General features: G+C 64.9%; 10 protein-coding genes and 1 other RNA gene. 9 read left to right on the top strand and 2 right to left on the bottom strand.

Translation table 11 applies throughout. The annotated features are described in order from the left end of the window. Nucleotides 1-53: 53 nt before the first annotated feature. Together AVMA1855_RS08735 and AVMA1855_RS08730 are read right to left on the bottom strand one after the other, a co-directional pair. Complete coding sequence (locus AVMA1855_RS08735) at nt 54-863, bottom strand: hypothetical protein (protein WP_284425407.1); 810 nt, start codon at nt 861-863, stop codon at nt 54-56. A gap of 567 nt (nt 864-1,430) precedes the next feature. Further along, nucleotides 1,431-2,984, bottom strand: a complete 1,554-nt coding sequence (locus AVMA1855_RS08730) for a vWA domain-containing protein (protein WP_284425406.1) — start codon at nt 2,982-2,984, stop codon at nt 1,431-1,433. A 218-nt stretch (nt 2,985-3,202) separates the two neighbouring features. Here AVMA1855_RS08730 and rtcR point away from each other — a divergent pair, with 218 nt between their 5' ends. The 9 genes from rtcR to AVMA1855_RS08685 all read left to right on the top strand — a co-directional run bounded on the left by rtcR (nt 3,203) and on the right by AVMA1855_RS08685 (nt 12,827). Next, complete coding sequence (gene rtcR, locus AVMA1855_RS08725) at nt 3,203-4,822, top strand: RNA repair transcriptional activator RtcR (RefSeq protein WP_284425405.1); 1,620 nt, start codon at nt 3,203-3,205, stop codon at nt 4,820-4,822. A 10-nt stretch (nt 4,823-4,832) separates the two neighbouring features. Further along, an RNA gene (rnpB, locus tag AVMA1855_RS08720) (RNase P RNA component class A) lies at nt 4,833-5,274 on the top strand. Between the two features lie 565 nt (nt 5,275-5,839). Then, nucleotides 5,840-6,478, top strand: coding sequence for a hypothetical protein (locus AVMA1855_RS08715; RefSeq protein WP_284397898.1), 639 nt, complete (start codon nt 5,840-5,842; stop codon nt 6,476-6,478). Continuing rightward, the gene (locus tag AVMA1855_RS08710; RefSeq protein ID WP_284425404.1) at nt 6,475-7,104 is read left to right on the top strand and encodes a C39 family peptidase; all 630 of its coding nucleotides are present in this window, start codon (nt 6,475-6,477) and stop codon (nt 7,102-7,104) included. Before AVMA1855_RS08715 ends, AVMA1855_RS08710 begins: the two co-directional genes overlap by 4 nt. Then, nucleotides 7,097-8,020: a hypothetical protein gene (locus AVMA1855_RS08705; RefSeq protein ID WP_284404768.1), complete on the top strand. Its 924-nt coding sequence runs from the start codon at nt 7,097-7,099 to the stop codon at nt 8,018-8,020. Before AVMA1855_RS08710 ends, AVMA1855_RS08705 begins: the two co-directional genes overlap by 8 nt. Nucleotides 8,021-8,033: 13 nt before the next feature. Then, a complete protein-coding gene (locus AVMA1855_RS08700; RefSeq protein ID WP_284425403.1) occupies nt 8,034-8,432 on the top strand; it encodes a hypothetical protein in 399 nt (132 codons plus the stop codon). A gap of 63 nt (nt 8,433-8,495) precedes the next feature. Next, nucleotides 8,496-9,896 carry a hypothetical protein gene (locus tag AVMA1855_RS08695; protein ID WP_284425402.1) on the top strand — a complete coding sequence of 467 codons (1,401 nt, stop codon included), beginning with the start codon at nt 8,496-8,498 and terminating at the stop codon, nt 9,894-9,896. Beyond that, nucleotides 9,893-10,915 carry a polyprenyl synthetase family protein gene (locus tag AVMA1855_RS08690; protein WP_284425401.1) on the top strand — a complete coding sequence of 341 codons (1,023 nt, stop codon included), beginning with the start codon at nt 9,893-9,895 and terminating at the stop codon, nt 10,913-10,915. The genes AVMA1855_RS08695 and AVMA1855_RS08690 overlap by 4 nt, the downstream gene beginning before the upstream one ends. A gap of 28 nt (nt 10,916-10,943) precedes the next feature. After that, nucleotides 10,944-12,827: a hypothetical protein gene (locus AVMA1855_RS08685; RefSeq protein ID WP_284425400.1), complete on the top strand. Its 1,884-nt coding sequence runs from the start codon at nt 10,944-10,946 to the stop codon at nt 12,825-12,827. Nucleotide 12,828: the final 1 nt, after the last annotated feature.

Below are 12,828 nucleotides of genomic sequence, written 5' to 3'. Positions count from 1 at the left end.
GTTCTTCTTTCTTTTCGTCTGTCTGTCTGTTTGTCTGTCTTATTTTCGGGTGCTCATTCACTGACCCAGTCGAACACCGCTTCCACGATCTGTCGCGGGCCCGTGCAGTTGCCACAGGTGCAGTGCGCGGGTTGTGCCATCGCGCTGGTGTCCAGCGCCAGGATCTTCTGTGCAAAGCGCTGGCGGTTGCCGGGGTCGAGCATCCAGGCTTTCATCGCCTCGCAGAATTCCGGTTGGTCTTCGGCAAAGGCGTTCTGGATTTCGTTCTTTCCCCAGAAGTCCCAGTAGCTCGCCTCGGCGTACCGCAGCACGGCGCTTTGGCGCTCGTCGTTCAGCCAGTGCGTCAGCAGCGGTTGCACGTTCACGCCGCCCTTGTGGAACATCAACAGGATGTCGAAGGCGTTCGCGCCATTGAACGGGCTGGGCTCGCGCCCGGCGTGCCCCAGGCCTTCGTGGAAGAAGGCCAGTGCGTAAGCGTCCACGGCGGCTCGCTCCTGGGGCGACAGGGCATCGGCCGGGCAGTTGCCCAGGCGGTCCAGGTACAGCTCGGTCGAGTGGTGCAGCTCCTCGCCCAGGGCCATCAGTTCCAGCATGCGGGGCAGGAAGTAGAGCAGTTCCTCGGCCGGCTGCTCGCTGCCCTTGGCGGAGCTGTTGTATTCGTAGAAGTGGCGGGTCGTTATGCGGCGCAGCGGCAGGCGCCGCATCTCGCGTTCCATGGCCTCGTCCATGCAGCAGGCCGTGCACACATCCAGCATCTGTGTCGGAGCGCCATGGTGCTGGAAGGCGGCATAGATGGTATCCACCGCCTCGCGCAGGGCGGGTGGCAGCATGGCGGCCTGCGCCGCGGGGGCGTTCGTTTTCATCGGTTTCTTTCCTGTTTGGTTCGCCATGGGGCTCAGCCCTTCCGGCGCATTCAAAAAAAGAAGTGACAAGGGGTGTCGGGTTGCGCCATTGAGCTACCTGCCGAAGCAGACCGGGGATTGAACCCGGAACCTTCAGAGCCCGAGGGCCCCGACGCTCTACCTGTAAACCCGTCTGCATTCACCTAGCAAACACACAAAAAAGCAGCGACAAGGATCGACGAAACATCGTGCTCTACCACTGAGCTACGGCCTTTCGACCGGCGGGATTCGAACCCGCGACCACGAGAGTAGAAGTCTGTAGTTCCGTCAGCATTCGCTGCAAAAAACAGTGCGACAAGGGTGGCAAGACATGGACCACGCCGCGGTGCGGCGCTGGGATTCGAACCCCGGTCCCTCCAGATGTAGTCCTGCCTGCATTCGCACATTCATTCATCGATGGCCTTCCCGTTCGGCGACAAACAGGCGGTGCGACCGGGATGTAGTCACACCTGCATTCGCCGAACGACAGCCATCATTCCCACAATCTGGTGCCATGAATTGGCATTCATGGCACCTTCTCGCCGATCGTCAGATCGGGGTGTCCTCGATCACTCCGACCCAATGCGCCGCGCCCATGCCCCCTGCGGCATACACCGCCAGCAGCTTGAACACTTCGTCGCTGAAGCCACCGATGTTCAGCACATCGGGCTGCTCCTGCGCCTGCGTCGTTGCGCAAGGCTGGATGTCGATGCACACCAGCCGGGCCGTCGGGTTGCGCTGCTTGAACGCCGCCCACTCCTGCATGGTCGCGGTGCCCCGGCCCCGTGCACGGTCGGCCCACGATTCGTTGTCGGACACCAGCACCACCAGCTCGGCCTGCGCCTTCTCGCGGTTCAGCAGGGCCAGCGGTGCGCTGCACGACGTTCCTCCACCACCCACCGCGGCCAGCTTGGCCGCATTGGTCATGACCGAATCGCGGGGATTCAGTGGCAGCGGCACCACCTTCGTTTCGAAGGGCAGCACACGCGCATCCGCATTGCGGCGCAGCACGGCAGCGGCCACCAGAGCGGCCACGTCGATGCACCGCACCGCGGAAGTCGCCGAGCCCCGGTGGCCCGTCACAGGCGAGCCCATCGAGCCCGACACATCGGGGCACACCACCACGCGGCCTTCGAACTGCGGCACATTGGCCAGCGCGAGTTCCATCGCATCCTGCAGCGCTTCCTTCACCACCGTCGGCACGTCGGCGCCGCAGGCGGTGTACGCCGCCATCAACTGGTACGGCAGCACGCGGGCCTTGGCCACGGCCTGCGGGTCACGCAGCTTGGCGGCCACGGCATCGGCCAGGCCTGGCAGCGCGAACACGCCATGCCGGGCAAAGGTGTTCAGGTTCTGGCGCACCATCTGCCACGAGCCGCGCTGTGCAATCGTGGCCCAGGCCGATGCGTCCAGCTCCAGCGCGGTCAGCATCTGGAACGGCACGTCGGGCACGGGCTGCGTGCGGTCTTGCTTGAAGCGTTCGAAGGCCTGCGTCAGCGGAGGCAGCGCCTCCTGGGCATAAGGGCGACCGATCAGCCAGGCGAACCACGCGGCGCGCCAGGCTTCCGTGGGCTTCGGGTGCACCATCTTCACCACGTCGGCCAGCGAAGGCGTGTTGCCCACGGCGGCGTTCAGCAGTTGCGCCTCGGTGGCGTCGAGCAGCCATTGCTGCACCAGCTTTTTCGGACGCGTGCCGAGCGATTTGCGGCCTACCGCGCCGGAGCGCAGCATCTGCACGAAATTGCGCAGCATCTTGCCGTTGTCGATCACGCGGCCGAACACCTGGGCCAGCAGGGGCACATCGCGAACCGCCAGCGTGGCCGCCAGCAGGGCCGGCATATCTTTCATGGAGCCGGCACGGCGCGCATACAGGGCCGTCTTCGCCACGAACACCGGGTCGACTTCACGGGCGAGGGCCTGAACGGCGTCCAGCTGGTCCTGCGCCTGGGCATAGAAGGTGCTGTGGAGGCAGCCGGTGGCGGCCAGCTGTGCCAGCTGGTGCTTGGGCGACAGGGCGTAGGCCGCACCGCCGGCCTGGTTGCGCACGGTGGCAGCGGGGAGCAGGGTGCCGCGCAGCGTCTGGAAGAGTTGGTGGTTGGCCATGTGCTTTTGCTCCGTTCGTTGGTTCTTGGTGGGTTTGTCTTTTCGACTTGCCTCTTCCATTGCAACCGGTGTGCCAACTGTGGTTTTGAATGGATGGAGAACCTCTTAAGTCGATGATTTGATTCGATATTTTTTAATCCGCTTGTCATTTCTGCCGCACTGACTGGAGGTTAGAATGCTTTGATTTTTATAAAATGAGCTAGTTTTTTATCCAAAAGATGAAGAAGCAAAACGTGGTGATCGGCTTTCTGGGCACCCAGCTCGATTCGGGCAAGGGGGCAGGGCGTTGGGAGAAGTGGCGCCCGACGCTTTCGCTGGTGCAGCACGACGACGTGGTCATCGCACGGATGGAGTTGTTCTACACAGCTTCCCACCAGGAACTGGCCGAGCGGGTGCGCACCGATATCCAGGCGGCCTCGCCCGAAACCACGGTGGCGCTGGTGCCGCTCGACATTGCCGACCCCTGGGACTTCGGCGAGGTCTATGCCAAGCTCTTCGACTGGACGCAGGGCTATGCTTTCGACACCGAGCGCGAGGAGTACTGGACGCACATCACCACGGGCACGCACGTGGCGCAGATCTGCCTTTTCCTGCTGGTGGAGTCGCGACGCATTCCGGGCGTGCTCGCGCAGACGTCGCCCCCAAAGCGCCAGCAGGCGGGCGATCCCGGCAGCTACGCGCTGATCGATCTGGACCTGTCACGCTACGACGTGATCGCCCAGCGCTTCGGCGCCGAGCAGCGCGATGCGGTGGATTTCCTCAAGAGCGGCATCGCCACGCGCAATGCCCGTTTCAACGCGCTGATCGAAGAGGTGGAGCGGGTGGCGGTGCGATCGCGCGCGCCCATCCTTTTCACCGGGCCGACCGGCGCGGGCAAGTCGCATCTGGCGCGGCGCATGTTTGAGTTGAAGAAAGCCCGCCACCAGGTGGAGGGCGAATTCGTGGAGGTGAACTGCGCCACGCTGCAGGGCGATGGTGCCGCGTCCACGCTGTTCGGGCACAAGAAAGGCGCCTTCACCGGTGCGGCGGCGGACCGGGCAGGCCTGCTGCGCACGGCGCACAAAGGGGTGCTGTTTCTCGACGAGATCGGCGAGCTGGGCCTGGACGAGCAGGCCATGATGCTCAAGGCGGTGGAGGAAAAGCGGTTTTATCCCATGGGCAGCGACCGCGAGGTAGCCAGCGATTTCGAACTGATCGCCGGCACCAACCGCGACCTGCGGGCCGAGGTGGCAGCCGGGCGTTTTCGCGAAGACCTGTACGCGCGCATCAACCTGTGGAGTTATCAATTGCCGGGCCTGGCCCAGCGGCCCGAGGACATCGAGCCCAATGTGGATCACCTGCTGGCGCGATGCGGTGTGGAACTGGGCCGCACGGTGCGCCTGTCGGCCGAGGCGCGGGCGGTGTACCTGCGCTATGCGCAGTCTCCCGAGGCGCTGTGGAGCGGAAACTTCCGCGACCTGTCGGCCAGCGCCACCCGCCTGGCCACGCTGGCCGAGGGCGGGCGCATCGGCCTGCCGTTGGTGGAGGCGGAAATCGCGCGCCTGCAGTGGCTATGGCAACCCCTCGGTTCGGCAGACCGCAGCCAGGATGGCGATGCGGTGGATCTGGCCGCACTGCTGGGCGAGCCGCAGGTGCAGGCCATGGACCTCTTCGACCGGTTGCAGTTGGCGGCCGTGTTGCAGGTGTGCCGCGGGGCGCGCACCCTGTCGGACGCGGGGCGGCAGTTGTTCCAGGCCTCGCGCGCGCAGCGCGCGGTGGTCAACGATGCGGACCGGCTGCGCAAATACCTGGCGCGATTCGGCCTGGACTGGGAGCAAGCCCGCAGCGGTGGACGATAATCGCCCCCGTGAAGCGCGCCAGACCGCCGCTGGTGCAATCTGGGAAACCAGGCACTGGAGGAACGTCCGGACTGCACAGGACAGCGTAGCAGCTAACGGCTGCCCACCGTGAGGTGAGGATCAGAGCAACAGAGACGAGTCGCAAGCAGGCGGCAAGCCACCGAAGGTGTTCTATGGGTCACCCGCGCAAGCGGGTACGGCTGGCGCAAGCCAGACGGTTTGGGGCGAAAGCCGCAGAGACCATAGCCACCCGAAGCGGGCGGCGCCCGCTTCGGGTGAAACGGGCAATCTCTACGCGCAGCAATACCAAGTAGGCCAGCGTTGATGTGGTTCCGCAGAGCTGGCGGGTAGGTAGCATCGAGCCGTGGTGGCGACACCCGGCCCAGAGTAATGGCGGTCACGCCGCGGGCAACTGCGGTGCACAGAATCCGGCTTATCGGCGCGCTTCACACTTTTTCTTGCCGTGCCGATGGTCGGCCCAGGCGCCGGTTGCGGTGGAGCCGGCGGTGCGACCGCCCTGCGGCAGCAGGCCGGCATGCAGGCGTTCCGCTTCACAAGCCGCCTGATCGGCCGGGCTTTCGGCCTCCCATCCCACTCCTTCGACCGGCCTCCCGGAAGGCGGGTTTTCTTCTTTCAAGAAATCCGCAGTCCTGCCCCGCGTGGCGGCAGCGACGCGTCGTCGATCGGCTCGGCACATGTCGCGCTGCGGCCTTCAGAACGCTTCAGAAGTCTTCAGCAGGATTGACCCGGCTTTCATGCCGCGCCCCCTCCAATCCCACCAGAATATTCACAGCCACAGGCCAGAAATTTCCAGCAGCGGCCGAGTCGGATGCGCCTCGGCGCGGAGGTTTTTCAGCCGCCATGGCGATGCCATTGGCGCCATGGCCGTAACTCGCACGAAACCGGGGCACAGCGCTGGCGAGGGCTCTTCCGCTGGAGGCGGCTCTGAGTCATGGAGTGGATTGCCATTCCTCGATTGGCCCGAGGGTGATTTTTCTTTTCTCAAAGGACATAGACATGAGCAGTGATCCATTCACCCAGATCCTCAACGAAATCCTGCAGGGACTCGTCACGCAGTTGAATGGCGAAATCGGTGGGGCCATCCGGGGCGCCGGCTATGACCCTTATCCCAATGTCGCCTCGGGGTCCGCCAGCATCGGGGTGGGCACGGCTTCTTATTCCGTCTCCAATCTGACGGGCATTTCGTCCCTGCAGATCCAGGACATGGTGGTTGGCAACGTCACTTCGTCCGGTGCCAATATTTCCGGCACAGTGAATTTTCATGCAGTCCTGAACAGCTCCCTGAGTGCGCAGGCCGGTGGCAGCTTGAAGGTGCTTTTCTTCGATCCGGGCATCTCCGGCAGCGTCCGGATCGACAGCCCCAGCATCTCCGGCACGGCGCAGTTCCAGGCCGGCACGGCCGGCGGCAAGCTCTGCCTGAACCAGCTGTCGGGCATGAACGCGAACTTCAACTACGGCAACGCTTCGGTCTGGATCGATGGCCTGGGGCCGCTCAACTACCTGCTGCAGCCCGTGGAGAACCTGATTCTGGATGCCGCCAAGGGCGCCATCAGCGAGCTCATCTCGTCGCAGATCAACAGCATCGTCAGCCGGGAGCTGAACCAGGCGCTGCCCCAGTGCGTGCCCTTTCCATGAGGGTGAGGATCGAGCCGCTGGCCCGCACGACGCAGCGCATCGGCCCGATGTTTCCTGCCTGGCAAGAGGTCGAGGCGAGCACGGGGCAGGCGCTGAACCTGCCGCTGGAGCCGCAGCAGCGCACCAACTGGTGCTGGGCCTCGGTGACCTGTGCGATCGCCGCGCACTACGGCGACACCTCCTGGCGGCAGGACACGCTGGCCTGGCGCATTCTCGCGCCGGACGAAGTGCTTCCCAACTGCCTGCCGCCACCCGCGCTTCTCCTGGAGCCCCGCTACGACCAGCAAGCCGCGATGGAGCGCACCCTGCGCTACGTGAATTGCCTGGCCGGATGGAGCAGTGGACGACCGCCGTTTCGCCGCCTGATGCGCGAGCTCGACGATGGCCGGCCGGTCGCGGTCGCGATCCGCTGGCATGTGGGGCCGCAGCACTACGTGCTGGTGGACGGCTACTGCCGAACGAAGCGCACGGTCTCGGTCGCCGACCCGCAATGCGGCCGCGCCACGGTCGATTTCGATGATTTTCCGTTGCACTACCGCCATGGCGGCGAGTGGATGGAAACCTACTGGACACACAACCCCCGCTCGGCCAACCCGACACGCAAAGGAGAGGTGGAATATGAGTAGCTACGACGTCGCGCTGGTGCTGGATGCCGGCACCCTCAACCAGGGCATGACCCAGCTGTATGCCAATGCCCAGGCCAAGCAGAAGCTGTTCCAGGGCGTTCAGGACGTGGGCCAGATGGGCATCACCTCCGTCAACTGGAGCATCGATGCCGTGCCCCAGTTCGTGCTGGCGCCACCGACCCTCACGCAGTGGAATGACAAGAACACGTTCGTGCCGTCGGGCCAGACGAAGCCGAAAGATCCGACCGACCAGATGTTCCAGGTGCAGCTGGCGTCGGTGTCCACCACGTTCAACATGCAGAGCGGGCCGCCTTCCCCCCTCACGTTCTCGTTCACCCTGTTTGCGCAGGTGACCGTGTCCAACAACCAGATCCAGTTGGGATCGGTGGCGGTGCTGCCGATCAATCCGACCGGCGCCACGGAGTTCATGCTCCAGGTGATCTGCGGGATCGTCTACACCAAGGTCCAGGCCCTGCTGCAGGGCTACCAGATTCCGCCCAGCATCACGGTGGAAGGGCAGAGCTTCACCCCGCCGGTCATGACCGTCACCGGCGCGCACCTGGTGCTGGCAAGCAACCTGGTGGCCAACGGCACGCCGGATATCAGCGGCGTGCAGTGGCCGCAGCAGGCGCTGGGCGTGCTCGTCGGCCGCAAGCTGCTGACCGCGCTGGTGGCCCAGTACAGCGGTGCCATCGTGCAGAAGATGGACGCCGCTCAGGTCAACGCCAGCGACAGCAACTGGACGGGGAGCTACTCGCTCGACGGCGGGATCAGCAACGCCTCCATCGCGGTGGCATCCACGCTGCCCAACATCAACATCACCGCCACCTTCGCCGCCACCGCCTCGGTGGGCGTTTCATGGTGGCTGGTGCCAGCCGCCTGCGCCCTGGAAGCCGCCTCGAACCTGCTGCCCTGATTGGAGCCACACCATGGTTGACTTTGCCAAAGCCGATTTCGCCACCAGCCCCACGCCGCTGACTTTCACCGTCGCCCCCGTGGTGTCGGGGTCGAACACCGTCCAGCTGCAACTGCAGCCGCTGCCCAGCTTCACGATCACCTACGCCGAAGACGGCAGCGGGTGGGAGAAGTTCAACGCAGGGCTGCTCAAGCACGTGGCGACCACCATCATCGGGGTTGTCACGCCCTTCATCACATCCACCATCCAGAGCAAGGCGCAGGCCTATCTGAACGACAAAGCCTCGTTCCCGGTGCCGCCCATCCCCATCACGTTCGAAGGCATCAGCCTGAGCCTGACGGCGTCGAACCTGAACATTTCCACCGCGGATGCGGACCACCTGCTGATCACGGCCACCGTCAATGTTTCCTGACCTGTCGTCCCCGCCCACCGGACCCGGTCACATCGCACGAGGAGAATTTTCATGAGCGCTGGAATGCAAGCTTTTCAAGCCGGCTGGACGAATCAGCCCGCCGCCACCCTGAACGCCGCCTTGCCCCGCAGCATCGGGCTTGGCGACATCCCGATGCTGCCGCTGTCGCGCGCGCTCGACATGCCCGCGCAGGCCGGTTTTGCGCGCGGCTCTCTGGGCATCGACCTGTCGGGCATGCAACTGGCGCTGGCCGGTGACGGGCCGCTCGCGGTCGAATGCAGCAGCGATGCGCAAAGTCGCTGCGTGCTCGCCGTGCGCCTGCAGGGCATTGAGCTACGGGGCACGCACGCCCTGAAAGGCACGCAGATCTGGGAGACCGGACTGGACGGTGCCGGCACGGCCATGCCCATCGGCGCCCGGCGCCGCGGCGGCAGCGCGGACGAGTACGCGCACCCCACCTGGATCAAGACCGCGAACGACCAGCGCGGGTTGCTGCAGAACGTGCCCGGCGGCAATGGACAGACGCTCCTGACCACCTACTCCAATCACCGGGCGGCCTTCAACGATGTCTTCAATGAGCAGAATTTCCAGGCCTACGCGTTCCAGCAAGGCTGGGGCAACTCCGCCATCTCCGAAATGGCCGACGACACCAACACCGCGCTGACCGAGGGCGGCGTGGTCAACGATCCCAAAAAGCAATACAACAACTCAGGTACGGGAATCACCACCAACTACAACGGACATGCCCAGAACCAGAAGCTGGCCTTGCTCACCACCCTGACCGCCATGGCGGAGGGCGCCGACCCCAACAATCCCAAGGATCCCACCAATCCCTACAACCAGGCGGCCGCTGCGACCCTGGGCTTTGGCTCGAGCATCGTGCAGAACATCAAGGTGACGAACCCCAATGTGACCAAGATCGAAGACTTGCCCCCATTGCAGAAGGACGGCGTCTACGAATTGGTGCAGAACGGCACGCCGGCGCCAACGCCTTCGGTGGATGAAGTGCACAACTTTCTGAACGGCAGCCCGATCGGCGGTCGCGATGCGCAAGGCAACAGCTGGACGTGGTCGCTGAGCGAGGACGAGCGCGCGTTCGTGCGCAAGCTCCAGGCAGACATTGCCGAGCATGCCGCTCGGGTGGCCGCGCAAAAGCCGGTGGCCCTGGTGACGGGGGCGCTGCACGCCCGCCTGGCATGCCATGTGTACCTGCAGTTCGGTGCGCATGGCGACCAGGGCGCACCGGCGCTGATCGACGGGCGTATCGAGCTGGACGGCTTCGACCTGCACTTCGACGATGGCGCGTGGAACGGCGCCCTGGGCGACGGCCCGGCGCAGGCCGCGCGCGATGCCTTGTCCGAGGCGCGCTTCATCAAAAGCCTAGTGCACGACCGCATTGCCGATGCACTGGAGCGCGCGCTGGTCCAGCCGCTCGCCAGGGCCCTGCTGGATTCGCAGCCGTGAGGATTGGCGCCGCTGCGCCGGACCCGGTCCACGCCATCCTGCAGGGGCTGATGGCGGCGGACATGCAGGGCTTCAAGGGGAAATTGGACCAGGCGCTGCAGCCGCAGCAGGGCTATCTGACCGATGCGGAGATGTCGCTCTACCAGGGGGGCAAGAAGCTGCGCCCGCTGATGCTGCTGCTGACCGCGCGGCTTTTCCAGCCCGACGGCGAGCTGCCGAACAAGGTGCTGCGCGCCTCCGCGTCGCTGGAGATGCTGCATGTGGCGAGCCTGATCCACGACGACATCATTGACCACGCCTCGCTGCGGCGGGGCCACGCCAGCGTCAACGCCGCGCGCGGCACCGAGATGGCGATCATGATCGGCGACATGCAGTTCCTGCAGGCCGTGCGCTGCTTCGTCGATGCGATCGAGGACGCGAACGACATGCAGCTCGTGAAATGGGTGCTGGACTCGGCCTTCGACATCTGCCGCGGCGAGATCGACGAGATGACCACGCAGCCGTACTGGCATCCGGACTCGCTGATGAGCCGCTACCTCACCACGGTGGACCGCAAGACCGCCGTGCTGTTCGGCCTGGCCTGCGAGGCCGGCGCCGCGCTCATGCGCGCGCGCACCTCGGAGCTGCGCCGCCTCGGCTCCTTCGGGCGCTACATGGGCCGTGCGTTCCAGATGATGGACGACATCTTCGACCTCGCGCATTCCGATGCCGAAGCCGGCAAGTGCAGGGGCATCGACCTGCACCAGCGGCGCATCACCCTGCCCATCATCCATGCGATGAAGCTGTTCGGCGATGCGCACCCCATGGTGCGCTATCTGCGCGACACGCAGACCCCGCCGCCCGAGCAGATCAACGCTTGGGTCGAGGAGATCCGCCGCTCCGACGCCTTCGCGCTGGCCTACGCCCAGGCGCGGGACACCGCGCTGCAGGCCGTGCAGTACCTGCAGAACCTGCCCGCCGGCCCGCACCTGCGGGCATTGCACGACATCACCCTGCATGTCGTGAATCGACCTTACTGACCGCCAACATTTTCGAGAGGACGCCGCCATGGGCTTGCAGCTATTCCATTTCGTGTACGACACGCTGATGCAGAAGGCCAACGACAACACGCCTGACAACAGCCTGTTCCTGCCGGTCGCGCTGTCCGGCATGAAGGGCTCGGACAACAAGCCCTATCTGCCGCTGAAAGGCACCCAATGGAACCTGGACAACATCGGCGGCGCGCAAGACATCTCGGCCGACATGGCCACATCCTGGCTCCAGGCCCTGTTTCCGCTGATCGGCCAGTTGAGCCTGCAGACCAATCCCACGCCTCCCGTCACCCAGCAGATGGTCGATGACGCCAAGGCCGCCGTGACCTACATCATGTCGCAGCACCTGAACGTGATTCCGTATCCCGGCGTGGGACCGGATCTGGACGTGAGCAGCATCGAGATCCAGGGGCTGGCGAACATCCAGGTCAGCGGAGAGCCACCAGCAGTCACCACCAGCAACGCCGGCTATACCGCGGACATCACGCTGAACCTCAATGCCTACGCTTCCACGGGGCAGGACTGGAACCAGCCGCTGGCGCTGGCGGGCCCTGAAAAGGGAACGGACAGCACGACCAACCCCCCTACGGCCTTCGACGGGCTGGGGTTCACGTTGAAGCAGTGCCTGTGCTTCGTCGACAAGCAGATGAACATCGTCGCCCCGCCGCCGACACTGGGACTCACGCTGTCGTCCGACCATGCGAACGGCTTCGACTGCCTGGCCACGGGCATTGCGCTGCTGACCTTGTCCAACGCGAAGGTGGTGTCGGGAACCACCGTCACCGTGGACGGCACCGGCAGCAGCGCCGCGCTGCAGATCGGCCTGAACACCGTCCAGCTCGTTGCGGTGCAAGGCAGCACGCCCACGTTCACGCTGCAGAACCTGCAGTACCAGAGCATCTCGCCGGTGCCCTTTCCCGCCTACATCAACACCAGCATCTTCTATGCGCCGTGGAGCCAGTTCTTCAAGCAGGTGCTGTCCACCGGGGATGCGGCCCAGCTGTTGAGCACCCAGGTCAACAACGCGCTGATGGACCCGGGCAACCGCGGCCAGGTCGAAAAATTGCTCAACCAGCAGCTGAAGAGCGCCTTCGACGACATCTTCGGCAGCACCCAGGTGGCAGGCAGCACCGTGGACACCGATGCGAACGCGGTGGACAAATACCTGTTCGATCGGGCGCGCGGGGCGCTCAACGACCCGAGCAGCTACGTCTATCTGCCGGCCCTGGTGTTGGGATCGACATCGCCGGTGATGGAGCCCTACACCGCCGTCAACCTGAGCATTCCCGGCCCTTTCACAACGTCGATCATGGGGCAGAACATCGCGCTGTCGGGCATCGTGCTGCAGAGCCTGGCGATCCAGGGGCTGTCGAACCTGATCGCGCCACCGAACAACATCGTCTTCGGCACCAACCAGCAGGCCAGCGCCACGCTGCTGCTCGGCACCATGAACCCCGGGCCCACGGTGCAGGTGAAGGGCAGTCCCCGCACGGTGCCCTCGCCGCCGGCCACCGCCAGCACGCCCTTCACCCTGAACGTGCAGGTGAACCAGAACGCGCCGATCCCGCTGAGCGGCACCCTGAACCTCAGCCTGCAGAACAACAGCAACACGCTGGGCATCCAGACCACGCTGAACGCGTCGGGCGACACGCCGGACGATCTGGTGCTGACCTACAGCCAGATCCTGCTGGTGGCCGGCGACAAGGATGTGCTGCTCACCATCTCGTTGCCGGACGACGAGGCGGCCTATGCCATGTTCATCAATGCGTTCCTGAGCCAGTCGCAGCTGATCGAGCAGGTGGTGTCCGCCCTGAACGGCTGCATCAAGGACAACCTGCAGCAGATCAGCGACGCAGCGACCCAGTTCGCCCGCTCGGCCTTGAAGAACCTGGGGCAGTGAC

The sequence above is a fragment of the Acidovorax sp. SUPP1855 genome (genome assembly GCF_030158955.1).
Classification (GTDB): domain Bacteria; phylum Pseudomonadota; class Gammaproteobacteria; order Burkholderiales; family Burkholderiaceae_C; genus Paracidovorax.
The sequence above is the reverse complement of the archived record's forward strand: the minus strand, read 5'-3'. Positions and strand labels throughout refer to the sequence as shown.

Excerpts from the sequence above, each read along its gene's own strand:
- AVMA1855_RS08700 (WP_284425403.1), top strand. The coding sequence starts at position 8,034 with ATGGTTGACTTTGCCAAAGCCGATTTCGCCACCAGCCCCACGCCGCTG.
- AVMA1855_RS08705 (WP_284404768.1), top strand. The coding sequence starts at position 7,097 with ATGAGTAGCTACGACGTCGCGCTGGTGCTGGATGCCGGCACCCTCAAC.
- AVMA1855_RS08695 (WP_284425402.1), top strand. The coding sequence starts at position 8,496 with ATGCAAGCTTTTCAAGCCGGCTGGACGAATCAGCCCGCCGCCACCCTG.
- AVMA1855_RS08710 (WP_284425404.1), top strand. The coding sequence starts at position 6,475 with ATGAGGGTGAGGATCGAGCCGCTGGCCCGCACGACGCAGCGCATCGGC.
- rtcR (WP_284425405.1), top strand. The coding sequence starts at position 3,203 with ATGAAGAAGCAAAACGTGGTGATCGGCTTTCTGGGCACCCAGCTCGAT.
- AVMA1855_RS08730 (WP_284425406.1), bottom strand. The coding sequence starts at position 2,984 with ATGGCCAACCACCAACTCTTCCAGACGCTGCGCGGCACCCTGCTCCCC.
- AVMA1855_RS08715 (WP_284397898.1), top strand. The coding sequence starts at position 5,840 with ATGAGCAGTGATCCATTCACCCAGATCCTCAACGAAATCCTGCAGGGA.
- AVMA1855_RS08685 (WP_284425400.1), top strand. The coding sequence starts at position 10,944 with ATGGGCTTGCAGCTATTCCATTTCGTGTACGACACGCTGATGCAGAAG.
- AVMA1855_RS08735 (WP_284425407.1), bottom strand. The coding sequence starts at position 863 with ATGAAAACGAACGCCCCCGCGGCGCAGGCCGCCATGCTGCCACCCGCC.